General features: G+C 42.9%; 22 protein-coding genes. 13 read left to right on the top strand and 9 right to left on the bottom strand.

The features are described from left to right. Positions 1-27 precede the first annotated feature (27 nt). The 4 genes from FHW88_RS17250 to FHW88_RS17235 are packed head-to-tail and all read right to left on the bottom strand — an operon-like array spanning position 28 to position 2672. Positions 28-621, bottom strand: coding sequence for a class I SAM-dependent methyltransferase (locus tag FHW88_RS17250; protein ID WP_176627181.1), 594 nt, complete (start codon positions 619-621; stop codon positions 28-30). 45 nt (positions 622-666) lie between these two features. Beyond that, a complete protein-coding gene (locus tag FHW88_RS17245; protein ID WP_176627180.1) occupies positions 667-1329 on the bottom strand; it encodes a class I SAM-dependent methyltransferase in 663 nt (220 codons plus the stop codon). Next, a complete protein-coding gene (locus tag FHW88_RS17240) occupies positions 1256-1678 on the bottom strand; it encodes a hypothetical protein (RefSeq protein WP_176627178.1) in 423 nt (140 codons plus the stop codon). Before FHW88_RS17240 ends, FHW88_RS17245 begins: the two co-directional genes overlap by 74 nt. After that, on the bottom strand, positions 1650-2672 hold the full coding sequence (locus FHW88_RS17235; RefSeq protein WP_176627176.1) for an LLM class flavin-dependent oxidoreductase: 1023 nt from the start codon (positions 2670-2672) through the stop codon (positions 1650-1652). The genes FHW88_RS17240 and FHW88_RS17235 overlap by 29 nt, the downstream gene beginning before the upstream one ends. A 139-nt stretch (positions 2673-2811) precedes the next feature. On the opposite strand from FHW88_RS17235, the gene FHW88_RS17230 reads away from it, so the two are divergent. From FHW88_RS17230 to FHW88_RS17195, 8 genes are all read left to right on the top strand, one after another. Beyond that, the gene (locus FHW88_RS17230; protein ID WP_176627174.1) at positions 2812-3648 is read left to right on the top strand and encodes a helix-turn-helix domain-containing protein; all 837 of its coding nucleotides are present in this window, start codon (positions 2812-2814) and stop codon (positions 3646-3648) included. A gap of 73 nt (positions 3649-3721) precedes the next feature. Then, complete coding sequence (locus FHW88_RS17225) at positions 3722-4264, top strand: YbhB/YbcL family Raf kinase inhibitor-like protein (RefSeq protein ID WP_176627172.1); 543 nt, start codon at positions 3722-3724, stop codon at positions 4262-4264. An 18-nt stretch (positions 4265-4282) separates the two neighbouring features. Next, positions 4283-5206 (top strand): ketopantoate reductase family protein, encoded by a 924-nt coding sequence (locus FHW88_RS17220; RefSeq protein WP_176627170.1) that lies wholly within the window; start codon positions 4283-4285, stop codon positions 5204-5206. A gap of 557 nt (positions 5207-5763) precedes the next feature. Next, positions 5764-7410 carry a hypothetical protein gene (locus FHW88_RS17215; RefSeq protein WP_176627168.1) on the top strand — a complete coding sequence of 549 codons (1647 nt, stop codon included), beginning with the start codon at positions 5764-5766 and terminating at the stop codon, positions 7408-7410. A gap of 268 nt (positions 7411-7678) precedes the next feature. Further along, complete coding sequence (locus FHW88_RS17210) at positions 7679-8281, top strand: RNA polymerase sigma-70 factor (protein WP_090526084.1); 603 nt, start codon at positions 7679-7681, stop codon at positions 8279-8281. Positions 8282-8350: 69 nt separating this feature from the next. Further along, a complete protein-coding gene (locus FHW88_RS17205; RefSeq protein ID WP_176627166.1) occupies positions 8351-9355 on the top strand; it encodes a FecR family protein in 1005 nt (334 codons plus the stop codon). 231 nt (positions 9356-9586) lie between these two features. Continuing rightward, complete coding sequence (locus FHW88_RS17200; RefSeq protein ID WP_176627164.1) at positions 9587-12919, top strand: TonB-dependent receptor; 3333 nt, start codon at positions 9587-9589, stop codon at positions 12917-12919. 20 nt (positions 12920-12939) lie between these two features. After that, positions 12940-14502: a RagB/SusD family nutrient uptake outer membrane protein gene (locus FHW88_RS17195; protein WP_090526081.1), complete on the top strand. Its 1563-nt coding sequence runs from the start codon at positions 12940-12942 to the stop codon at positions 14500-14502. Between the two features lie 270 nt (positions 14503-14772). Here FHW88_RS17195 and FHW88_RS17190 read toward each other — a convergent pair whose 3' ends face one another. Genes FHW88_RS17190 through FHW88_RS17180 form a run of 3 tightly spaced genes read right to left on the bottom strand, consistent with a single transcriptional unit; the run spans position 14773 to position 17847 of the window. Next, complete coding sequence (locus FHW88_RS17190; protein ID WP_090526080.1) at positions 14773-15450, bottom strand: ABC transporter ATP-binding protein; 678 nt, start codon at positions 15448-15450, stop codon at positions 14773-14775. Position 15451: 1 nt separating this feature from the next. Then, a complete protein-coding gene (locus FHW88_RS17185; RefSeq protein ID WP_176627162.1) occupies positions 15452-16711 on the bottom strand; it encodes an ABC transporter permease in 1260 nt (419 codons plus the stop codon). Continuing rightward, on the bottom strand, positions 16708-17847 hold the full coding sequence (locus tag FHW88_RS17180) for an efflux RND transporter periplasmic adaptor subunit (protein ID WP_176627161.1): 1140 nt from the start codon (positions 17845-17847) through the stop codon (positions 16708-16710). Before FHW88_RS17180 ends, FHW88_RS17185 begins: the two co-directional genes overlap by 4 nt. 224 nt (positions 17848-18071) lie before the next feature. On the opposite strand from FHW88_RS17180, the gene FHW88_RS17175 reads away from it, so the two are divergent. From FHW88_RS17175 to FHW88_RS17160, 5 genes are all read left to right on the top strand, one after another. After that, positions 18072-19484 (top strand): L,D-transpeptidase family protein, encoded by a 1413-nt coding sequence (locus FHW88_RS17175; protein ID WP_176627159.1) that lies wholly within the window; start codon positions 18072-18074, stop codon positions 19482-19484. Positions 19485-19672: 188 nt separating this feature from the next. Continuing rightward, positions 19673-20380 (top strand): NRAMP family divalent metal transporter, encoded by a 708-nt coding sequence (locus FHW88_RS30025; protein ID WP_218117229.1) that lies wholly within the window; start codon positions 19673-19675, stop codon positions 20378-20380. Beyond that, positions 20377-20928: a divalent metal cation transporter gene (locus FHW88_RS30020; protein WP_218117228.1), complete on the top strand. Its 552-nt coding sequence runs from the start codon at positions 20377-20379 to the stop codon at positions 20926-20928. The genes FHW88_RS30025 and FHW88_RS30020 overlap by 4 nt, the downstream gene beginning before the upstream one ends. 258 nt (positions 20929-21186) lie before the next feature. Continuing rightward, positions 21187-21702 (top strand): flavodoxin domain-containing protein, encoded by a 516-nt coding sequence (locus FHW88_RS17165; protein WP_090526075.1) that lies wholly within the window; start codon positions 21187-21189, stop codon positions 21700-21702. Then, on the top strand, positions 21692-21946 hold the full coding sequence (locus FHW88_RS17160) for a hypothetical protein (protein ID WP_090526074.1): 255 nt from the start codon (positions 21692-21694) through the stop codon (positions 21944-21946). The genes FHW88_RS17165 and FHW88_RS17160 overlap by 11 nt, the downstream gene beginning before the upstream one ends. Positions 21947-21956: 10 nt before the next feature. Here the strand turns inward: FHW88_RS17160 and FHW88_RS17155 are convergent, their stop codons facing one another. Both FHW88_RS17155 and FHW88_RS17150 read right to left on the bottom strand, forming a co-directional pair. After that, entirely contained in the window at positions 21957-22793 is an 837-nt protein-coding gene (locus FHW88_RS17155; RefSeq protein WP_090526073.1) for a phytoene/squalene synthase family protein, read from the bottom strand. Positions 22794-22946: 153 nt separating this feature from the next. Continuing rightward, positions 22947-23840 carry a MerR family transcriptional regulator gene (locus FHW88_RS17150; RefSeq protein WP_176627156.1) on the bottom strand — a complete coding sequence of 298 codons (894 nt, stop codon included), beginning with the start codon at positions 23838-23840 and terminating at the stop codon, positions 22947-22949. Positions 23841-24088 lie beyond the last annotated feature (248 nt).

Genomic DNA, 24088 nt, shown 5'->3' with positions numbered 1-24088 from the left:
TTTTCTATAGCAAGGCAACCACCGCCTTTACTGCTTGATCCACATTTTCAGCACCCGGCTATAGGAATTGTTCACTAATCGATAACTAACCGGAATCTGTTTTTCCGGGGCATGGAAGGTAACCAACCGGGTGCCGGCCGGTCTTTTGTTCAGCATTTCGTAAATGAACAAAGTATAGTAATTGTACAGATCAAACGAGGTATTGACGTTATAATCGATCCTTATGCTTGGTTCTATGTTTTCATAAAAAGGATTGAAAAAGTAAAAATGATCAAACAGGTCGTAGTCCAGGTTAGTAAGGTTACCATGCATAAACTGCACATTGGGTACACCTATCTGCGCTTTGGCTGATTCTGCATAATTGAACAGCTCTTCCCGTTGCTCAATGCCGTAAAAGGTAGCCTCCGGATGATAAACGCCCGACGCGATACAAAATTTACCAACACCGCTGCCGATATCCAGGATTCTGGCGCCCGGGGCTGCGAGGAAATTGCTGGCTTCGAGCGAAATGTCCAGGCCAGTCCAGTGCATTTGTGATAGTTCCCGGATATGTATCGGATACAAAGTATCGAAGGCCGCGTCTTTGCGGAAATAAGAAATGCTTATTGTATCACTATACATAAAAAAGGAACTGTATGTTATTTATGTTTTTAAGTTAAATCCTAATTAATCTTTGACCCACAACTGAAGTAAGGAATCATAAGCGAGATCTTTCATGCTGTAATCTATCGGAATAACTTCTCCGAAACTCTGATAGGTTACTACTCTGGTACCCGACGGTTTATCATTCAGCATTGATTTTAAATACCGTGAATAATAGGCGTAGAGGCCGTAGGAAGTTTCTATATGATCATCGATAGCGTTCTCCTGGTCTAAATTTTCAAAAAATGAATTATAGAAATAGAAATGGTCAAATTGATGAAAGTTAACCTGGGTGATATTGGCATGTATGAAACTGACATTATTAATATCCAGGTATTTTTGTGTGGTTTGGGCGTAATGCACCAGTTCATGTCGCTGTTCAACCCCGAAATAAAAAGAATCAGGATAAAAATGCGCCGCGGTTAAGCAGAATTTTCCTATGCCGCTACCAACATCCAGTACTTTGGCGCCTTTTACTGCTAAATATTCGGCGGCCTTTCTGGCGATGGCAATAGGCGTCCATTGTTTTTGTGATAACGACTGCAAATGCTCCGGGTAGAGCCAGTCAAATTCCGCATCATTGCGGAAAAAACAATCATTGGGATTTTTTTTCTTAAAAAGTGTCGTCGCGCGCTGCTGTTCTTCGGACCGGTCGGGAAATGCTGAAAATGGATATTGTGTTGGCACATGCAAATATATCCGCCATTACAGGCCGCTTTACCTGCAAGAAATCAATGATAAAGATGATATTTATCAGTTTTAGGTAGCAGGGTTTGGATAATTGAGGCAGGAATGATCCGACCGTAAACAAGTGCCTTCGCGACATTGTTGGCGAAGGCACTTGTTCAGTTAAACCATATGGCCCGCCACCGGCAGCGGGGAGAGCTATCACATCTGCAGGTGTGCCGAAAGCCGCCGCCATGATTTCATGGGCATACAATTCGAAGCGCGAATCATAGGCGCCTGCCATCAGGATGGCTGCATTCTGCAAGCGCTTATCAAGTGTTTTAACGCCAACCCAGCCCGGGAGCCACATGCTCCAGGATCGAAGATAGCACATGCACATTGTAGTCAACACCTAAGGTGTTAGGTATTGTCAAAAGTACCGTATCTGCTTCCTGGATGGCTTCATCTTTAGATAGTTCGGCAATCAGCCGGTCTGGTTCGGCGGCGTAACTTCTGCCGAAGACCGCCCGCTTGTCCGCTTCGATATAACCGAAGCTGTCTGCTCCTTTCCCTTGCTGGCCAAAATAAAGCCTGTCCTGGTCGTTTACCAATGCAAAAATAGAACGGCTTACTGATACCCTTGGCTCGCGATCATGACCGGCATTCTTCCACGCCTCTTTATACACCCTGATTTGCTCGGCCTGCTGTACATGGAAAGGCTTGCCGCTTTCATCGAACTTTAATGTGGAACTTTGCAGATGCATTCCCTGTTCGGCTGCCCAAACGGCCGTGGCGTTCGAAGCAGCGCCCCACCAAATGCGTTCCCGCAGTCCTTCTGAGTGGGGCTCTAAACGCAACAATCCCGGCGGATTTGGAAACATAGGGTATGGGTTTGGCTCGGCGAAACCAATACCTTTTAACTTATCCAAAAACACCAGCGCTTTTTTACGCCCCATATCCGCATCGTTTTCGCCCTCGGCAGGCTCATATCCAAAATAACGCCAGCCCTCGATCACCTGTTCCGGAGAACCGCGGCTGATGCCCAGTTGTAACCGCCCGCCCGAGATCAGATCGGCGGCACCGGCGTCTTCAACCATATAAAGCGGGTTCTCATACCGCATATCTATAACACCTGTGCCGATCTCAATCCGGCTTGTTTTTGCACCGATAGCCGATAGCAAAGGAAAGGGAGATGCCAGTTGAGATGCGAAATGATGGACACGGAAATAAGCGCCGTCAAGGCCGATTTCTTCGGCAGCAACCGCCAGATCAATAGATTGCAGCAAGGTATCGGCCGCGGTACGCGTCTTATATGCAGGGTGGTCGGACCAGTGTCCGAATGATAAAAAGCCAATTTTCTTCATACTAACAACAAATCTAAGGAATGAATCGCTGGTTCGGTATCAGCGAAAAGTCAAGGTTTTAGTCCATGAACCGCGGGTTTTTATCTGCACTCATTTTGGATTGAGCGTATTTTGCGGTTTATTTGTTCCAAAAAACAGCATGGAAATCATACAGGTACCGGAAGTTACACGTCACCATTCCCACATTTCGGCTGGTGAGATTACTTTCGTGGATTATCATGATAAGGGGAGCGCTTTCCGTACCCGCGTTTTTTTTAGCCGGTGCGCGGTCAGCTTTGTACAAAATGGTCAAAAGCAGATCTATCGTGCCGCTGAAAACACTGTTCTTACTCCGGGTTACGGCATGTTGATACCTGAGGGCAATTCAATTATTGCCGAGCACAGCAATAATGCCGAGCCCTATGGTAGCGTAATCATCTTTTTTCCGCGCAGCATCGGGCAGGAATTCACGGTAAGCCGTCCCGGCAAGGGGGGAGCCAGCGCCGGTGATGCGCCGTATATTTATTTCAAGACCAACACTTATATCAATGAGTATGTGCGCAACATCAAATCCCTGATCGCGTGCAGGCAAAACCTTTCTTACGAAATGGCCTTACTCAAGCTTACTGAATTGTTAACCGCTTTGCACGAGTTGGCGCCAGAACTTTTGACCGGCATGTTCGGCACCCCTGCAGATATATCCCTTAAAACTGTTGTTGAAAATAACCTGTTGGGCAGCCTTACACTCGATGAACTTGCCTTTCTGAGTAACCGGAGCGTGTCGTCATTTAAGCGTGACTTCGAAAGAGATTACGGGGTAGCTCCTCAAAAATACATCCGGGAGCGGAAACTGGAAATGGCATGTACCGAGCTGCTAAAAGGCAAGTCGGCCAGCGAGCTCTACTTAGACTATGGTTATCAGCACGTGTCTAATTTCAACACGGCTTTCAAAAGGAAATATGGCGTAACTCCGGCGAACTACCGTAAAACGCCATAATTTGAGCTTATCTCAATATATTCTGAACTTTCCGCAACAATTACCTTATGCAATACGCAGGCATATTTGAGGCATGAAAAAATTCATCCTCTTTTGCGCCTTTGCAATCAGTTACTACTGCTCTTCAGCACAGACATTTACCCTTAAAAGTGCAGACCTTGGCGGTCAGTTTACCAATGAATTTGTGGCCGGCAACTTTGGCTGCAACGGACAAAATCATTCGCCGCAGCTCGGCTGGTCAAACGCGCCTGCAGGTACAAAAAGCTTCGCGGTTACCATGTATGACGCTGATGCACCTACCGGGAGCGGGTTCTGGCATTGGGTGATTGTCAATATCCCCCCGATTGTTACAGAACTGAAACGTGGAGCAGGTGACCCAAAAGCCAGCGCTGTGCCGGCCGGTAGTTTGCAAAGCATTAACGACACGGGCGCTGCCGGCTACCAGGGGCCCTGCCCTGGTGAAGGAGAAGCACCGCATCGCTACATCATCACGGTTTACGCGTTGAATACAGATAAACTGGTTATTGCAACTGGCACGCCGGCTGCGTTATCAGGATACCTGCTTAACAAAGCGGCCCTGGCTAAAGCCTCCCTCGTGGTTTATTGCAAGCGATAACCTGGAAACAAAGCAGATATGAAAACGATTTATATTGCCGGAGCGGGCGTCATTGGCCGCACGCTCGCGGTTATATTAAAGCATGCCGGTAAGAATGTGCTGTTGATCCGCGGAACTGTTGATGAGTTGCCGGGCACATCTGAAAGGATCAGGATTAACTTGCCCGACGGATCAGAAGTAAGTGAAAACATTGATGTAAAAACTTTCAGTCAAATAAAAACGATTGATGGTATCGTTGTCATCACCGCCAAATCATTTGCCAATAGCGCTTTAGCGGCGAAGTTAGCTTTGAAGGGAGTCCATTATCCTGTCGTCCTTTTGCAGAATGGTTTGAATGTGGAGCAGCCATTTATCATGCTTGGTTTTACGCAGTTATATCGTTGCGTGTTGTTTGTGACGGGCCAGTTCACCTCCGAAAACGTGGTACGGTTCAAACCGGTAGCAACCTGCCCGTTAGGGGTGATCAATGGCAATGAGGAAAGTCTTGCAGCAGTCGTATCAGAAATAAACAGCTCTGCATTTTCCTTTAAACCAGAATTAAACATCCAGGCAGTGATCTGGAAAAAAGTGATCGTCAACTGCGTGTTCAACTCTGTGTGCCCTTTGCTGAACATTGATAACGGTATTTTTCACCGTAATAATGAAGCGCTGGCAATCGGAAAACGAATAATTAAAGAGTGTATCCAGGTAGCTAACGTTTGTGGCGTCTCCCTTCCGGGGGAAGAGGTAACAGAGACATTGCTTGCCATCAGCCGTTCATCCGATGGACAATTGATATCTACCCTGCAGGACATCAATGAACACCGCCCTACGGAAATTGCCACCCTCAACCTGGAGATCGCACGGATAGCCAAAGAGCTGGGCCTGGAAGATATGGTAAAAGAAACGCGCCTTTTAGGGGAACTGACAGCGATCAAATCAAGCTTAAGCCTGAATCAATAATTAACCGGCCTTATGCCTATCTATCATGCTGCAAACCGGAAGCAACTGATCCGGATAGTGTATTATTTTGCGCGGTTCAAGTGAGGGGCAAAATCTGCGGAGTTTTTGATAGTTGTCGTTTTTCATTTTCCTGCGGTATGTAAAGCAGGCAGTACGGTTGATCGACCGGGTTTGCTCCAAAAGTGTTCGGAAGAAATAAAAAAAAGCGAGGATTGTGCGATTCCCTCCCCTGGAAGGGTGTAGAGAGGGGTTTCATTCACAGACTTATTCGCCTGAAATGACGTATAAACCCCTCCCTGCCACCACGAAATCCAGCCGCACCCCTCCCAGTGGAGGGAATTAAAAATCTTCCGAACACTTCTGGGGTTTGCTCCGACAGACAGTTGGGGACGGTTACGGATACGCATTATATATCTTAGCAGGCTGTTTGAAAAAATCGAATTATGATAACTTAGCGGTTACAATCGTTATAAACCAGGCAAACGGAATACTTGTTCATCCGCGCGCAAAGCTACCGATACCTGTTCCCGGAAAATAAAATAAAAGCACTATCTTTTATGAGATTTAAAACTCTTTTGATCTTCACTTCAGCTGCAATGGCGGCGGTCGTTACCACACCTTTGTTCGCTCAAAAAACAAAGCCAGGCAATACGCCCAAAATCGTTAACATTGTCAATTTTATCCGCGACATCGAACCACGTGATGCGAGCATTACCAAAGATGTCCTGTACCAGACCGTGGTAAACCAGATTGCGCTGATGAAGCAATATCACCTGGGCGGAACTTTTTTATTACAGTACGATGCCCTGATCGATAAGCGCTACCAGGATTTGCTGAAAACGCTTCCGAAAGATGAGTTTGAGATTGGGGGATGGTGGGAACTGCCGCAACCGCTGATTGAAAAAGCCGGGATCAAATGGCGGGGAAAATATGCCTGGGACTGGCATTCAGACATCGGTTTTTCTGTGGGTTACACGCCTGCCGAACGCGAAAAGATCATCGACGTTTATTTTGCTGATTTTAAAAGCATATTCGGGTATTATCCCAAATCCATCGCTTCATGGGTCATCGATGCGCATTCGCTGAATTATATGTATGATAAATATAAGATTGTTGCCTCTGCCAACTGTAAAGACCAGGTAGGTACCGACGGCTTCACCCTTTGGGGCGGTTACTGGAACCAGGCGTATTACCCGAGCCGTTTAAACGCTTATATGCCTGCCCAGCACGCGGATAAGCAGTTGCCCGTGCCCGTATTCAGGATGCTGGGCAGCGATCCTATACGGCAATACGCCGATGGCAGCTCGGTAACCACGCTTGAGCCTGTTTACCCCCATGCGGGCGGAAATGAACAGTGGATCAACTGGTTTTTACATACTTTTGCCAACGACTCCTCGCTCGGCTACAATTATACGCAGGCTGGACAGGAAAATTCATTCACCTGGGATGCCATGAAAAAAGGGCTGGAATGGCAGATGCCGGTTGTTGCCCGTCTCCGCAAACAGGGCAAGGTTCGGGTAGAAACCATGGCACAGTCGGGCGAATGGTTTAAACGTACCTATAAGGTAACCCCGGCGACAACCTTTACGGTAAGCAGGGACCTGGCAAACAGCGATAAAAAAACCGTTTGGTATAACAGCAGGTTTTACAGGACCAACCTGCTTTGGGAAAATGGTACGTTGCGGATAACCGATATCCACCTGTTTAACGAAACCGTGCCGGATAAATACCTGAATAACATTACTACCGTTAATCAAAGTTTCTTTTACACGCTTCCGCTGGCAGATGGTTTTCAATGGGGAAAGCGCGGCAAACCCGAGGGCTTTCGCCTGATGATGAACGACGGGGGCGGGGAGGCCCCGGTTCAGGGAGGGGATCCTGTTTTCACAAATCTGAATAAGACGACGGCGCATGCTTCATGGCCTGTTGGTAAAGGTTCTTTCGAAATCAATATGGGCGAGAAATCCCTGACCATCACGGCTGAGAACCATCCGGCCGGCGACTGGTTCCTGGACTTGTGCATTGCGGAAGGCGCTAAAACCCCGTTTAAACAATTGACAGGCAATAGCGCCCTGTATGAATTTGATGGCCATACCTACCGGCTTGCCATGCAGCAGGGCACCCTGGAAAAAAGCGCCAATGGCAGTTTATACCGCATCAGGCCACAACACCACCGTGTTGTATTATTACTGGCAGATCAATAAAAGATCTGCCGGTATACAGGCGGCATTTTGCTATTATAGTCAAATAGTAGGAATGCAAACAAAAATTGGTGAAGAGGGGCAACCAAAATCTTTTTTACAGGTCAATCAACAATTTAATAAAAGTAAAAATTGCATAAAGGGCTTAATAAAATGCCTGATTCGTACATAAGAAAGTCGGATTATGTTAATGAAAAATTAAAATACTATTTTAGATTTGACTGCCAGTGCGTTCTTAGCACCGAGAACCAATTTTAAATTTAGTTTAAGCATGAACAATTGGAAAACATTAACCGATGAGGAGTTGGTTGAGCGGTTAAATTTTTCTGACCATGCAGCATTTACAGAAATTTTTCACCGTTATCACGGGGCTTTATATTCATTTGCACTAAAACGGTGCCGCGAAGCAGAAATAGCAGAAGAACTGGTGCAGGACCTGTTTGTGAATTTATGGATTAAACGCGGGCAATTGTATATAAAGGCAACCCTGAGTGGATACCTGTATGTTGCGTTACGAAATTTGGTGTTGAATCATATTCAAAAGCAAATGCTTCGTGATAGGGCCACTGAAATTTTGCGTTTAGCGGCGCCTGTTCCGCAAACCGCCCCTGAGGAAATGCTGATAGTTAAAGAAATTGGGCAGGAGGTTGACCGGAATCTTCATTTACTCCCCGAAAAATGCAGAACTGTTTACGAACTCAGCCGGAAACAATACAAATCTAATAAGCAGATTGCCGCCGAGCTGGGTATTACCGAAAAAACGGTAGAAAATCATATGAACCGGGCACTCAGATTTTTGCGATTATCCCTCCACCAGTTGTTTACAATTGCTATTATATACTCCTTGCTCTATCTTAAAACTTTTTTTAAATAAAAATAAAATTCTTTTGGGTGCTACATAGGTTTTGACTGTCTTGGTTATTAAAAGGACAATTTTAAAACCATGCAACCTATTACACCGGAACTTATTGAGAAATACCTTGCAGGGAAATGTAATACTGACGAAGAGGCCACAGTACTCACGTGGTTTAATGCGCCGGAAAATGAACCGGATGCGTATGATCAGCTTTCGCCGGAGGCTAAACAGGCCTTACAGGACCGGTTGATATTGGGAATACGCGAGAAAATACGCTTGTCCGAACCTCCCGTAAAGAAGTTTAATTATTATTGGGCCGGTGCAATAGCAGCCAGCATTTTGATTTTTATTACAATTGGCCTTTTATGGTACAAACAACCGGTGGCAAATAAATCAACGGTTAATAATGATAATATCAGGATTGTAAATACAGGACAAAAGATAAAAAAAGTAACGTTGCCCGATGGTAGTACGGCCTGGCTCAACCCGGGGACAGTAGTTACGTACGATCACTCATTTAATCGTCAGTTCCGGACTGTTTCGCTTACCGGCGAGTCGTTTTTTGACGTGAAAAAAGATCACGCCCATCCATTTATTGTCCGGACAGCGCACATGTCAACTAAAGTTTGGGGAACCAGTTTTAGTGTAAAGGATAATGAACATGCGCTTCGCGCCGAAGTAACAGTAGTTACCGGAAAAGTATCTGTCGCGATAGCTGATCGAAATAAAGACGTTGCAGATGTTATGCTCCATCCTCAGCAAAAGGCAGTTTGGCAGGTAACAGCAAAAAAGACTGATAAACTTGAAGTTAGCCTTGTAGAGAAGCACTCGGTATTAAAAATTTGGGGAAAAACCAGCCTTTCATTTAATGATGTGTCCCTTAGAGAAGCAGTTCGTGTACTTCAACAGCAATTTGATGTGATAATTATGTTGCCCGACGGGGATCACGATCTTGCAGAAGCCAAGTTACAGGCTGACTTTAGCAATCAAAGCCTGCCCGAAATAATGGAAGTACTTGAAAAACTCCTCAACGTTAGCTATGTAACCGATGGGAAGAAGTTTGTGTTACAGAGAGCCATAACAACCAATTAACCAATTATTATTAACCCTAAAGTTAAATTATGAAGAAAGATTAACCTCAGCAAACACCACTTATGTAAATGAAGAAAGCGTGTCGTGACCACGCTTTCTTCGGGCCCCTGCCGTGTAGCATTACACACCTTTCGTAGAGGTGCGGGGGCGTTTTTGTCTCATTTTTTACCAAATAAAACACACTAATGTATGAATATTAATTTACTAATATCGATCAACTGGTATAAAATTATGAAGTTATCCTGTTGCCAGATTTTGTTGGCCATCATATTTGCAGGTGTATCGGTAGCCGGCACCACGCGTGCACAGGGCGTCCTGGGCCGCCAGGTTGATATCACCGCTGTGGATATGGATATGAAGTCTTTTCTTAATGCGCTTTCTAAAAAAGCAGGCGTTAAGTTTGTCTACTTTAAAGAAACCTTAAACAATCAAAGAAAAGTAACGACTGCAGGAGGGCAGAAAGATTTAAAAACGATATTGGAGCAGGTTTTTCTTGCTAATGGTATTGGCTTTGAAATCGTTAACAATCAAATCATCCTCACAAAACTGCGAACCTCTGCCGACACAGGTTCCGAAAACAGTGAAAATAAAACCGATGAACCGGATGCAGCCCAAGTGAAGATTACCGGACAGGTCACCGATGCTACGGGAGCAGGATTGCCGGGGGTTACCATTAAAATAAAAGGAAGTACTGTAGCAGCAGCTACCGATAGTAAAGGTAATTATATTATAAATGCACCCGATTATAACGCGACGTTAATTGTCAGTTATTTAGGCTACGTAACCCGTGAAGTAGCGATAAATGGCCAAAAAGTTGTCAATATTCAATTGCAGGAAGATAACAAGGCCCTTAACGAAGTAGTTGTTGTTGGTTACAGTACGCAGAGCAGGCATAAATTGACCAGTGCAGTAGTTACCGTTTCTGGCGATGAACTTAATAAAAGGGTCGCTACTTCACCCTCAACTTTACTGCAGGGTAAGTTGCCGGGTTTACAGGTTGTTCAGGGTTCTGGAGAGCCTGGAAATGAAAATGTTCAATTAACCATAAGGGGCGTCGGTACATTCAGCGGGGCAGGGTCCAATCCATTAATTATTGTTGATGGCCTTCCGGGAAGCCTTGATGTATTGAACGCCAATGATATCGAATCGATATCTGTATTAAAGGATGCTTCTTCGGCGGCCATTTACGGCTCCCGGGGTGCTAACGGTGTTATTGTAGTAAAAACTAAAAGAGGTAAGGCCGGTAGCCTGGCTATCCAGTATACATACAATCTGGGGGTCTCCAAGGCTACCAAACTCCCTGATATAATCACCAATTCGGCAACGTACATGCAGTTGTCAAATGAGGCGCGCACAAACTCTTCGCTTGCACCTTTGTATACGCAGGACCAGATAGATCTGTACCAAAACGCTACCGATAGGGTAAAATACCCAAATCATAAATGGTTGAATGATATTTTTCGAACAGCTTATACCCAAAACCATTATCTGAACATGAGTGGGGGTAAAGATAGTACAACGTATAGCGTAGGCGTAGGGATTACAAACCAGCCTGGCGTGATGCGGGGATTTGACTATTCGAAATATACGTTTTCGCTGGGCTTAAACTCAAAGCTAAATAAACGGATCACTTTTGGTTCGGATATCCAGATGCGGTACGGCAGAAAACTGACCCCTGAAAATGGCGCAAGTGATCAGTTTCTTTCGGCATTGGCCCAATCACCATTATATCCTGCCCAAAGTTCAGATGGCAGATGGATAAAAAAAGCATACTCCAACGAGCAGGGTAATAAAAATCCCGCGGCTATTGTAGGCGAGGATATCAGAACACGGGGTAATGATTATTATTTACAGGGTAACCTATCCCTGGATATCGATCTTTTTAAAGGTTTGCGTTGGGAAAATAAAGGAGGGTTTAATTATGGCTACTATAAATTCAATGATTTCAGGCCGGTAATTCCTACATATTATTATAGTGATATGTCTCCTGCGGGCAACCTTGATGATGGGTCGCCGGGTTTAAATGTGGGCAATTCAGACAATATTTATACGGTATATTATAGCCAGCTGACTTATAAAAAGAGCCTTGGGCTTCACAATTTTTCGGCATTTGCCGGTTATCAGCGGGAAAAAAATAATGCCAGTAACATCAACGCGTCCCGCACCCAGTATGTAACAAACTACCTGCGGGAACTGAATGCCGGGCCTTCTGACGGGCAAACCAATAACGGCACATCATCCGCATGGGCGATCAGCTCATTTTATGGCAGTGCCAATTATGATTATGCAGATAAATATTTACTGGGCGCTAACATCAGATACGATGGAACCTCCCGTTTGCCTTCAAACTCAAGGTATGGTACTTTCTATTCATTCTCCGGTGGCTGGCGAATTTCCAAAGAGAATTTCCTGAAGGATGTTTTGTGGTTAAATGACCTTAAAGTCCGGGGCTCGTGGGGACAGTTGGGTAATCAGAATATCGGAACTTATCCTTATCAATCAACTCTGTCGGGTGCCAATTATGCCTTTGGAGGCTCTGTTTCTTCAGGTTTCGTCGCCAATACGCTGGTTGATCCGAGCCTGACCTGGGAAACCACGCGGGTTGGAGATATTGGCCTTGATATGACCATTTTAAATAACAAACTTGTTTTGTCGGCAGATTATTTCAATAAATATACTTTTGATATTTTGAGAAGCTCGCAGGTGCCATTCTATATTGGTTTGAACGCGCCTACAATCAATGACGGGGCGCTTCGTAATAAAGGTTTCGAGTTTGCCCTGCAATATAACGACAGGATTGGAAGAGATTTCTCTTATACCGTAGGCGTAAATCTTCAAACCTACAAAAACAAGCTTGAAAGGTACGGATCAAAGGATATCAGCGACCACACCATCAGGCAAGAGGGACATGAACTGGATGCTTACTACATGTATGTGTGGGACGGGATATTCCAAAGTCAGCAGGAGATAGACAATTCGCCTAAACAGCCGGTTACACCTACTCCCGGCGACCTGAAGATCAAAGATGTTAACGGCGACGGTAAAATAGATGCCAATGACAGAACTTATGTGAGCGGCAGATTCCCTTCATATCAATATTCGGCCAATATCGGCGCTGCTTATAAGGGGTTTGATTTTAGCGCTCAGCTATATGGCTCCCAGGGCCAAAAGGCTTATGTTAATGGCTGGGGAATTGAGCCTTTCAGGCAAGGTTCTGTTCCAACAACAGATTGGCTAAATCGTTGGACTCCAACCAACCATACGAATACAATGCCTAAGATTTACGTGGCAGATGGTTATGCGGCGGTTCAAAATTATCCTTCTACTTATTTCTTAAAAGATGCCTCGTTCGTTCGTCTTAAAAGCTTACAACTGGGTTATAATTTCGCCTTACCTGTGCTAAAAAAGGTGTCGATAAAATCGCTGAGGGTTTTTGTAGCGGCTGACAACGTATTTACTATAAGTAAGTATCCGGGCCTTGATCCTGAACGGGTAGGGGACGGAACCTACGTTACTTATCCGCAAAACAGAACGATAACCTTTGGAGCTTCCATTAAACTTTAAAATTATTAAAGAAAACGATTATGAAACTTTATAATAAGTATATATACATACTGATGACGGTGGTAGTCATACTGGTATCTTGTAAGAAAAGTTCCCTTGACCTCAATCCACCGGATAAACTTTCTACTCAAAATTTTTGGAAGTCAGAAAGTGATGCCGACCTGGCATTAACAGGTTGTTACAATTTCTTATATGCACAGGGAGGGAGCTATTCCACATCGCAATATGAGGTGGTTGCATGGGATAATTTTAGTGACAATTCTTACGGGCAATATAACTATGGTGGCGGTACCAGTGCACTGTCATCTGGTTTATCTCCCGGCGTTTTTGATACTTATAATCTTTATCAATCGTCCTATTATGTTAATAATTATACTGCTATAGCCTCCATTAACTATTTTTTGGCAAACGTTGATAAAGTACTTACCGGCGATAAGCTTAAACAATACAAGGCTGAAGCCTATTTTTTGCGTGCCTTTAATTATTACTGGCTTGCTATATTATACGGAAATGTGATCATTACCACGGCGGATCCTTTTACGCTGGATTATAAAAAACACATGGCCAAATCTACCAGGGCCGATGTTTTGAAACAAGTAGAGGCAGACCTTGACCTGGCGATAGCTGGCTTACCGGATGTTGCCTATGGCAACGGACATGCTGTTAAAGCTACAGCCCAGGGTTACAAGGTAAGGGCATTGTTATTTGAGAAAAAATACGCCGATGCGGCCACGCTCGCCAATACCATTATCGCAGGCGGGAAATTTTCTTTAAACCCGTCTTATCCTTCAAATTTTTATAAACCTGCGCAGAACAGCAGCCCTGAAATCATGTTTTCGGTTAAATACCAACTGCCAAATCTCTCGCACCAGGATAATGGTATAAGTGTGCCCTTACAACGCTGGAAAGGAGAATTAGCAACCCAGGATTTGGTTAACGAGTACGAAGCTGCTGATGGCAAGGACACAACCTCATCTGCCGTTTATGTAAAGGGAAAACCGTTTGACAATCGCGATCCCCGGATGCGGATGACCCTGTTTTTTCCAGGTGATACCAAAGCGCAGGGGTGGCCATTTACAGGATCATATGCCGTGGCCCAGCCCGGAAAAGATTCATGGATAGTAGGTTACTATGCTGTAAAAAAATGGCTTGATCCAACACTTGTAGACCCTGACTATGGAGTAAAGGGTGATAATGACTTTGTTTTATTGCGTTATGCAGATGTATTACTGATGTATGCTGAAGCACAAAACGAGGCAGTAGGCCCGGATGCAAGCGCTTACAACGCAATTAACCTGGTTAGGAAAAGGGTTAATATGCCCGACCTGGCTGCCGGCCTATCACAGGCCCAGTTTAGAGAGAAAGTGCGTCATGAAAGAAGGGTTGAATTTGCCCTGGAGGGGATCCGTTATTTTGATTTGAGGAGATGGGGAATTGCTACGCAGAAGTTGAACGGCTTTGTGCAAAATCCTTTATTCCCCACTGTGAAAACCAAGTATGCCGATAACTATGATTTTTGGCCGATTCCGCAACCCGAAATTGACAGGAATTCGCCCGAACTGGTGCAAAATCCCGGTTATTAAATAATAAATAATTGTTAGACAGCGAGGCCGTATCAATTTATTTTGATACGGCCTCTTAATATAAACCTGTTTTTGCCAATAGATCACCATGATTATAATAGCTGTAACTGTGAAATAATTTCAGGATGGCCCAATTCGTTGATTGAGAAAATGACTTGGCAGATCGTTCGACAAAACCAGGAAAAGCCCGGATAAAAGCAAGAAAACCTTGGATGATGAGATTCCGCTGAGAAGCATTCTTACATGCCGATGCGGTTGCTGTTTTTTCAATTAGTTTATGATGGTTCCGTCTTCCATTTCAATAATTCTTTGGGTCTTACGCGCGAATTCACTATCATGTGTAACTACAAGTATCGTCTGTTGATAATTGGTAATCAATTCGTTAAAAATGTTAAAAACGATTTCAGTATTTTTTTTATCCAAATTACCGGTTGGCTCATCAGCCATGATGATTAGCGGATCATTGATCAATGCCCGTGCAATGGCTACCCTTTGCTTTTGCCCGCCAGATAATTGATTCGGCTTTTTTTTTGCTTCCGTTTCAACGCCTAATACTTTTAATTTTTCAAAAGCCCGGTGTTCAGTTTCTTCTGCGCTGTATTTTCCAAGCCTCAGGCCTGGGAGCATCACATTTTGGAGTACAGAGAATTCATTTAACAGGTAATGGAATTGAAATACGAAGCCTATTTTTTCGTTTCTTACCGAGGCCAGCTCCGGTTCGTTCTTTTGTTTCATACTGATATGATCAATCCTTAGGTCTCCTTCATAATCAGTGTCCATGGTTGAAAGGATATATAATAGTGTTGATTTGCCGCAGCCTGATTTTCCCATAATTGACGCGAATTCGCCTTTATGAAGCGAAAAATTAACATCCCTCAATACTTTTACCGCTTTGGGTTCATAAAAGGTTTTTGAGATGTTTAAAGCTTCTAATATTATTGAGTCCATGTTATTTCCCTCTTATAATGATTACAGGATCTACTTTACTTGCTTTTTTTGAGGGAAAATATCCCGCGAAATAGGTGGTTAGAAAAGAGAACAGACCAGCGATAAAATAAAAACCTATATTGAAATCAATGGGATAGGTTTTAATTGTAGGAAGCGCGGTTGTATTAAATGGGATGTGGTTTATGATAACAGATAAGATGAAACCCAGAATCAGCCCTGCCAGGCCGCCAAAAATACCTATGCCTAATGCAATTGTGCTAAATATGCGACTGACATCTTTGCCTGAAAATCCTGTGGCTTTTAATATTGCGATTGAATCGAGCTTTTCATAAATCATCATATTCAGAATGTTATATATCCCAAAACCTGCTACAATCAGTAAAGTTACCCCAACTGTGTAAGATATCAGCGAGCGGATAAAACTACCGGTATCAAATTGTGAATTGGCCGTTTGAATATCCATCGCATCTATATTAAATACCTGCCTGTAATAAGCTGCAATTTTCGGTGCTTCGCTGATGTTTTTTAATTTGACCTGGATGTCTGTGATATAATTGTTTGATTCGTTAAGTAATTTTTGAGTTGTTGCGATAGAGGTATAACTTTGCTTGTTGTCAATCTCTTCAAGACCGGATTGATAAATTCCTACTACTTTTAAAGGCACCTGGTTGCCATTAGCCGGGGTTACGTGAATGATGTCCCCCAGATGGACTATCATTTTTTTTGCAATGCCTTTTCCTAAAATAATACTGTTGGGTGTATTTTTAAGGTCAATGAATTTGCCCGCTATAATATAGTCGCCAAATAAAAAAAGTTCATTTTCCATATTCGGATCAATGCCGTTAATAAGGCCGGTGATATTAACCTGTCCCGTATTGTAGAATATTTGCGCGGTAATTAGCGGTGATAATCCCTGTACGCGCGGATCGAGTGCGATAGCCTTCATTATAGCCCTGCTATTGTAAATACCCAGGCGCTTGTTCTGCGGCTTGACGGGGCTTACAAAGTTGTAACTGTGGCGATATGCGTTGGTAAGGTCCACTGGTTGATGCCGTGCGGCTGCAATTTCATTATACAATCTGATATGAGGGGTGCGGTTTATTACCAGTCTATCTAAAAGCTTGTTTAAGCCACCCATAAAACTCAATAGGGCAATAAACATTGTTATGCTAAAAGTTACACCGGTTGCGGCAACAATCGTCTGTCTTAAGTGGGCTAATAATAAAGCTACCGCGATGTTCCAGGTCAGCTTAAAATTCATGGTATCGGTTTTATTAGTTCATCATTTAACTGGAGACCGGAAATCACTTCTACCTGCAGGTAATCACTAAGACCTGTTTTTATTTTAAGTTTTTCACCGTCGCTTCTTATCACAACGGAATCATTGAGCAAGTAGCTTCTGGGGATAAGCAAAGCCTTTTTCCGGGTTTGGATAATTATATTTGCTTCCAAAGTAGTGTTAGGATATAATTTTAGCGGTGGGGTAGTAAAAATAGCTTCAACACGAAATGTTTTGGTGTGTTCGTTCATTTCCGGATATATTTTGGTTACTCTGGCTTCAAATACCTTGCCTCTGTAACTATCCATTGTGACAAAAACGGTAAGCCCCGGATTTACCTTAACGATATCATATTCGTCCACTTGTAATTCAAGCAAGAAACTGTCGGCTTTGCCAATGAGGGCCAGCGGTGTTTGCGGGCCAACAGTTTCGCCCGGATTTTTGTAAAGGTTATATACTATTCCGTCTATATTGCTTTTAACAGTAAAGTCACTTTCCTGTTGTTTGTTAATACTGAGATTATTTATGCTTTGCGCGGCGTTATAACGCAACTGTCTTTTCAATTCCGTGAAGTTAATTATGGCTGTTTGCAGAGCTGTTTTTGAATTGACTACTGCTAATTCCCTTTCCTCAAGCTGTACTTTAGTACCGATCTGCTGCCCCCACAGTTCTTTTTGCCTGACCAACATTACTGAGTCGTTAAGCATCCTGTACCCGGCCTGATCAACCATGATTGCCGCCGCGGCCAGTTTATCTTTATTTAGCCTGAAGTCGGCAAATGAAGCCGATATCATCGCGTTTTCAACATTTAGCTTTTGATTTTCTTTTTTAATAGATATTAAAGGAGTGCCCGCAGTAACATATTGGCCTTCAGTTACAAATTGTTCCTGAACGATACCGCTAACTGAGGTAAAAGCTTGATATTGATCCTTGCTTTTAATTATGCCGGACGCATATACGGACTCTGATATGGAAGCAACTACCGGCCTTATTTTATCGCTTTTTAATTGACAGGACAAGCTGAAGAGAAACGTGGATGCAGTAATTATCGCTTTTACAATATTTATCTGATGGTTTGTTATATTATCAGTAATACTAAAGCTCCTAACAATTTTCATATCGCTAATGTCATCACTCTTAAGTACTTTAAGTTTGATAAATATCAGGATGAATAGTGACGGTGCTCACGCCAATTTGGTGGCAGGCATAATGTTATGATCTGCATCAACAAGTTATTTGATGTGTGTCATTCTTTTTGCTGGGTGTTATTCAAAACTTTACACAATATCAATGTAGCCATGGGCCGCACTGAAGAAGATTTGGATACTCACAAAATATTGCAATGAAAAAGTCGGTTTTTTTGTTATTCACTTTCAGTTCGTTTTTTCTGGTTAATGTATTTGCCCAGGAAAAGAAGGGGATTACCAATAACGTAATTAACGAACAGCTCAAAAGCGCTACTACGTCGCAACAATTACATTACCCACAAAGCGTTACCCGGTTTTATCGCCAAAACAATTACCTTCCGGTATGGACTAATCCGGAATCACGTCAAAACACCGGGAATGCAATGGTGCTTTTAGATTGTGTGTTACAATACGGATTATCGCATGATGATTTTCATCCTAAAGAGCTTCAGTTTGATATGCTCCGCGATATTTTGGAAAATCCAGGTTCGGTTAGTGACTCCTTAAAGGCACAGTTTGATGTTTTGCTTACAGATGCTGTCATTACCATGCTGAACTATTTGCATTATGGAAAGCTTAATCCCGACTACGGATCCGACAGGGTAGATCATGGCATGGATGTACCATTTCATGCAGAAGCTAAACTGCAGGACATTATACATTCGCAGGAGTTTACGAAGTCTGTTTTGGAGGTACAACCTAATGCAAAACTCTATACTGCTTTTCAGGAAATGCTGCACATAATCAGAGGACAAGCCCCGGATGATTGCTATGGAACCCCAGGAGATGATGTAATGAAAATCGCCGTCAACATGGAAAGAATCAGGTGGGCAAACGTTGATGACCGGGAAAAATATATACAAATTAATATCCCTACCTATGAGCTGACATTTCATTTGCCTGATACGCTGGTGGTATTTAAAGCTATTGTCGGAACGCCGCAAACCCCCAGTCCGACTTTGCAGAGCCAAATCACCTATTTTACTTCTTTTCCAGACTGGCTTGTTCCTGACCGGATATTTATCCGCGACATCCTCCCGAAAGCAATAGCTGATAGTTTATTCCTTGACCGGCTTCAGATCAGTATTTATAATAAGGCTGGTCAATTAAAAGATATCACTAACGCCCAACTTAAGAGCATATTGACTTCGCCACAGGGCTATTATGCTAAACAGGCGCCCGGCTGCGATAACACCCTGGGATCGCTGGTTTTTCATTTTCAAAATGTGTACAACATATACTTAAATCAAATTGCTGATCAAAAGCTGTTTGAAAAAGATAAACGTGATTTAAGCAATGGTTGTATCTGGTTAGATAATGCTGCCGGGCTTGCCGCGTTATTGCTCAAATATGACGCTTCAGAGCAAAGCGACAAATTGTTTAAAATTCTTAAAAAATCAAAGACACACAATTTCGTGCTTAATAAACCTGTTCCTATAAAAATCACTTACCTGACATGTGACATAAAAAAAGGTGAATTAATCAGGTTTGAGGATATCTATAATATGGACACAAGCCTTGAATTGGCTATTTACGGCAAGCTTCAACGCAATACGAGCATAAGATAAGCTTCATTTTGCGCAAAAATTGTTAAACAAATTTTGAACCTTTAACTTATAAGCGGCCACTACTGCCAGCGTCAAAACATAGTAGGTGATCAGAAAATTCATCATTTAGTGTATGGGAATAATATAATTTTCTGATATTCAAAATCATGAAAGGTAATCAACAGGTTAAGAGAAAAAAGAACCGATTTTTGAGATTTTTTTCAATTTTAGGCCCGGGCCTTACCACAGGTGCCGCTGATGATGACCCCTCTGGCATTGCTACTTATTCGCAAACCGGCGCACAGTTTGGCTACAATCAGCTGTGGACAGCGCTATATATGTTACCTTTTATGATTGCCGTTCAGGAAGCCTGCGCACGTATCGGCATGGTAGCAGGTAAAGGCCTATCAGCTGTAATTAAGGAACATTACAGCAAAACTGTTTTATATGCAGTTGTCGGGCTCGTATTAGTGGCCAATACAATCAACATCGGGGCCGATATAGGAGCTATGGCAGCTGCGGCCCAATTACTTATCCCAGCCCCGTTTGTTGCATTAACCTTGTTTTTTACATTGTTGACCCTTGTTCTGGAGGTTTTTACTTCTTATCATTCTTATGCCAGGATACTAAAATGGCTTGCAATAACTTTATTGGCATATCCCATAACTTTGTTTATTGTACACCAGCCATGGCTTACCGTTCTGAAAGCAACTGTTATACCTCATTTTGAGTTAAATTTTAGTTTTCTATTTATCATAACGGGGGTTTTGGGAACCACAATTTCTCCATATATGTTTTTTTGGGAGGCCTCACAGGAAGTGGAGGAGCAGAAAGAAAAGGAGAGGATTTCGCGGCATAAACCCAGGCCCGGTTGGATGCAAATAAAAAAATGCGTATTGATAACACTATCGGCATGATATTTTCAGAATTCACTGCCTGGAGTATTATTGTAGTTGCTGCAACCGTTTTGCACAATAGCGGTGTAACTGACATAAAAAGTGCGTCTGATGCGGCAAGGGCGATAGAGCCGCTGGTGCATACCTTTCCTAACGCCGGATTTTTAGCCAAATTGATTTTTTCTACCGGCATTATAGGCCTTGGTTTATTGGCTATCCCGGTACTTTCCGGCTCGGTAGGATATGCCGCTTGTGAGGCCTTTAACTGGAAGGCAGGGCTTAATTTGAAATTGAAAAAGGCGCGCTCTTTTTATGCTGTCATATGCATTGCCACTTTAATTGGATTACTAATCAATTATATTGGCATCGATCCAGTTAAGGCATTAGTTTATGCGGCTGTATTAAATGGGATAGCAGCGGTACCACTATTGTTCCTGATTGCCAGGATCTCCTCTAACCCCAAAATCATGGGGGAGTATAATAGCAAGTTTATTTCCAAATTGATGCTTTGGAGCAGTTTTGCTGCCATGGGGGCAGCTGCAATAGCTTTGTGTTATACATTGTATTAGTACGGGATTTGGACACTTCAATTTAATGATTTAAATTACACAATATACTATGCTGTGATTTCTGTCAGCAAGATCATTGATTCTCGTCATGAATAACAGGGGAGTGGTACTCATAAAAACTTTATGTATCTCGTTTCGGGTTAAGAATCGACTGACGCTATTGTCGGCTTTGATATAATTGACGGTTCAGAGATGACCATTGTCATTTTTGCATTAGCTCCGGTTCGGTAACTTGTATAACCAAATCAAATTACCGCTATGAACGGAATTATTATTTATCAGGGCAAATATGGTGCAACCAGGCAGTATGCGCATTGGCTTGGAGAAACATTGCAGATGCCGGTATCAAAAGTAGAGAATGTAACACCTGCAGTTTTAGCCCTTTATGATACCATTATTATAGGCAGCTCAGTTTATATCGGCCGGCTTGTACTACGCGATTGGTTAAAGGAAAATGATATCAGGCTAAAAGACAAAAAGCTTTTCATTTTTATTGTTTGCAGCTTCGCAGTTAATGACATGACGCAACAGCCGGAGATAATAAAAAATAATCTTGGTACTAAGATCAAAGATGTTGCCGAAATATTTTTCCTGCCCGGCAGGTGTGTCGTTTCCGGACTGTCGTGGAAAGACAGGCTTATGCTGAAATTGGGCGCCTGGATTGAAAAAGATCCTGAAAAGAAATCGGTGATGCGTAATGGGTTTGATCATCTTGAGCGGAGCAACCTCAAACCTCTCATCGAAAATATTCACCGTATGGCTGATGACTATTGATGGCGCGATAAGAAAGAAGCGTTATTATGATCAACTGGTGTTTAAAGCAAGAAGCGAAGAACTCGCGTTCATTCATTCGCATGAAGTTCGCCGTCATCTTTCCAATATCATGGGCATTATTGGACTAATAAAGGACGCTGATGACCGTCAAACGGAATTTGAGAGTTCGGTGAGCTATTTGATTGCTTCCGCAGACAATCTTAATAACGCTATAGTACACATTTCTGAAAAATTGGATATCTGAAAAACGGTTTTTAAAGGTAATTGAGTTGGTGTTTAAGCAAAGTATCGAATATCAATATAAGCTTGCTGCCATTAGAAATTCTGAATCTTTTCGAAAAAACCACGCAGGCGCTCGCAAGCTTAATTTTTTTAAACAACTCGCGATAATATTGGTAAGCCAGATAGACGCCCCGGCGGGAAGATTTTGGCAGTCTTCGGATGTCTTTCAACGCTTCATTAAAGTCTTTTTCAATTTCTTGTTCTATCTTTTTTTTATCTGTTTCGGAAAAATGCTTAAGGTCAATCCCCGGAAAGTAGCTTCTGTTGAGCTGAAGATAGTCCGCACCGATATCTCTCAGGAAATTAACCTTTTGAAAGGCCGCACCTAAGCGCATGGCTCCCGGCTTAAGAGCTTCGTAACGTTCCTTATTGCCGTTTGTGAACACATACAAGCACATCAGGCCAACCACTTCTGCAGATCCAAGGATATATTCTTCAAATTTTTGTTGGTCATAATGCTGATCGTCCAGGTCCATTTCCATACTATGCAGAAATTGGTTAATCAATTGGTGATCTATATGGTATTTATTGACTGTTTCCTGGAAAGCGTTAAGGATGGGATTCAGGCTGATACCCAGTTCTATCGCTTCAAAGCAATCCTTTCTAAATTTATTTAGTAATTCACGCTTGTCATAATTATGAAAGCTGTCTACGATTTCGTCAGTAAGCCTGACAAAGCCATAGATAGCATAAATTGGCTGATGCAATTCTTTATCAAGAAAATTGATGCCCAGAAAAAAGCTGGTACTGTACCTGCGCGTTGCCAGTTTACTGCATTCCGCAGAAAGGCGGTCAAATTTTTCTTTCATCGATTAGGTTTTTCAGAGAGTTTAATAATTGATGTATTGAAACATTATCGGAAACGCTGGCTGGCGGAACACCCGCAAAAAAGAGGTACGCCGCGGCGCTTAATCCCGCAATGTCAGTGCCTGGTATCGCGTACCCTTTTCTTTCCTTTTTGCTCATATAACCGGCGCTATTATTTGTTCAAAATCCGGAAGCGTTTCCAACCAATACACATTTTTCGGGAAGTGAACGCTGTTTATAACTTGCTTGTTGCCAGATAAGTATATTTTAACAGATTTGAAAGTAGACGCGAGCTGGTCAATATATGCCTGTGCATTAGCAATTGGCCTTACACGCGTCATAAAAAAAAGAAGGTTGTGAGGTTGCGTACTTTCAAGCGCATGGTTTAAAGCCGACATGGGCACCTGCGGACCTAAATAAATCACCCGATGGCCGGCAGTCCGCAACATATAGCTTGCAAGGAGGAGGCCAATATCATGATCTTCGTCTTCCGGTAAAAATAGCAGCCATAACGGTTTGCTATTTTGCTGTTGCTCCATACAATCATTGATTGCAGAAAATAGCTTTTGCCTGATAATGGACGAAAGAAAATGCTCCTGTGATGGGCAAAGCGAATTGTTTAGCCACATTAAACCGGCACGTACTAACATGGGGTATATCACGAATTTATATGTTCCTAAAACTCCATTCTGCTCGAACGATTTGGTTATAAGCTCGTTTACTGCATACTCATGAAAAATTAATGCATTGCTGATGATCTGAGAAATGAAATACTCATGCTGATGTTGCGCGGGCCGCGTTTTATCTATTTCATTCTTGAGTAGTTTGTTCATTTCCTCCCGGCTTAACGCGCAGGCTTTGGAAATTTTGTAGCCAGCGTGGTAAAGTCCAGCTATGCTCAATAATTTCTTTAGTTGGTCATCATCATAAAAGCGTGTATTCCCTGCCGTTCTTGAAGGCGTAAATGCCTGGTACCTCCTTTCCCAGATACGGATATTATGGGCGGAAACACCTGACAATTGCTCAAGATCAGAAATGGAATAATTCATTTTGTCTAAGTTTTACTAATTCAAATTTAGACAAAAAAATGAATTAACAAATGTTTCTTTATGAAGTATGCCAAATTCCTTAGGCGCAAGTATCGCAGGGAATAGATAGTTGTTAAGCGAGGAAAACGGAGGTGGTGACAAGCGACACAATAAAGCTGTAGAGCCTTCGAAAAATATTTAACACGATGCTACTATAACAGGTAAGATGAAACAGAAGAAGATAATATCTTAATCAGTCGATAAGGGGG

Source organism: Mucilaginibacter sp. SG538B, from assembly GCF_013376065.1.
GTDB lineage: Bacteria > Bacteroidota > Bacteroidia > Sphingobacteriales > Sphingobacteriaceae > Mucilaginibacter > Mucilaginibacter rubeus.
This window is presented reverse-complemented; position numbering and strand designations above follow the sequence as displayed.

Bases quoted from the DNA above. Each gene is read 5' to 3' on its own strand.
- FHW88_RS17165 (WP_090526075.1), top strand. From the start codon at position 21,187: ATGAACGGAATTATTATTTATCAGGGCAAATATGGTGCAACCAGGCAG.
- FHW88_RS17160 (WP_090526074.1), top strand. From the start codon at position 21,692: ATGACTATTGATGGCGCGATAAGAAAGAAGCGTTATTATGATCAACTG.
- FHW88_RS17190 (WP_090526080.1), bottom strand. From the start codon at position 15,450: ATGGACTCAATAATATTAGAAGCTTTAAACATCTCAAAAACCTTTTAT.
- FHW88_RS17215 (WP_176627168.1), top strand. From the start codon at position 5,764: ATGAGATTTAAAACTCTTTTGATCTTCACTTCAGCTGCAATGGCGGCG.
- FHW88_RS17250 (WP_176627181.1), bottom strand. From the start codon at position 621: ATGTATAGTGATACAATAAGCATTTCTTATTTCCGCAAAGACGCGGCC.
- FHW88_RS17205 (WP_176627166.1), top strand. From the start codon at position 8,351: ATGCAACCTATTACACCGGAACTTATTGAGAAATACCTTGCAGGGAAA.
- FHW88_RS17240 (WP_176627178.1), bottom strand. From the start codon at position 1,678: ATGTGGCTCCCGGGCTGGGTTGGCGTTAAAACACTTGATAAGCGCTTG.
- FHW88_RS17230 (WP_176627174.1), top strand. From the start codon at position 2,812: ATGGAAATCATACAGGTACCGGAAGTTACACGTCACCATTCCCACATT.
- FHW88_RS17195 (WP_090526081.1), top strand. From the start codon at position 12,940: ATGAAACTTTATAATAAGTATATATACATACTGATGACGGTGGTAGTC.
- FHW88_RS17210 (WP_090526084.1), top strand. From the start codon at position 7,679: ATGAACAATTGGAAAACATTAACCGATGAGGAGTTGGTTGAGCGGTTA.
- FHW88_RS17220 (WP_176627170.1), top strand. From the start codon at position 4,283: ATGAAAACGATTTATATTGCCGGAGCGGGCGTCATTGGCCGCACGCTC.
- FHW88_RS17235 (WP_176627176.1), bottom strand. From the start codon at position 2,672: ATGAAGAAAATTGGCTTTTTATCATTCGGACACTGGTCCGACCACCCT.
- FHW88_RS17180 (WP_176627161.1), bottom strand. From the start codon at position 17,847: ATGAAAATTGTTAGGAGCTTTAGTATTACTGATAATATAACAAACCAT.
- FHW88_RS17200 (WP_176627164.1), top strand. From the start codon at position 9,587: ATGAAGTTATCCTGTTGCCAGATTTTGTTGGCCATCATATTTGCAGGT.
- FHW88_RS17225 (WP_176627172.1), top strand. From the start codon at position 3,722: ATGAAAAAATTCATCCTCTTTTGCGCCTTTGCAATCAGTTACTACTGC.
- FHW88_RS17185 (WP_176627162.1), bottom strand. From the start codon at position 16,711: ATGAATTTTAAGCTGACCTGGAACATCGCGGTAGCTTTATTATTAGCC.
- FHW88_RS30020 (WP_218117228.1), top strand. From the start codon at position 20,377: ATGATATTTTCAGAATTCACTGCCTGGAGTATTATTGTAGTTGCTGCA.
- FHW88_RS17150 (WP_176627156.1), bottom strand. From the start codon at position 23,840: ATGAATTATTCCATTTCTGATCTTGAGCAATTGTCAGGTGTTTCCGCC.
- FHW88_RS17175 (WP_176627159.1), top strand. From the start codon at position 18,072: ATGAAAAAGTCGGTTTTTTTGTTATTCACTTTCAGTTCGTTTTTTCTG.
- FHW88_RS17155 (WP_090526073.1), bottom strand. From the start codon at position 22,793: ATGAAAGAAAAATTTGACCGCCTTTCTGCGGAATGCAGTAAACTGGCA.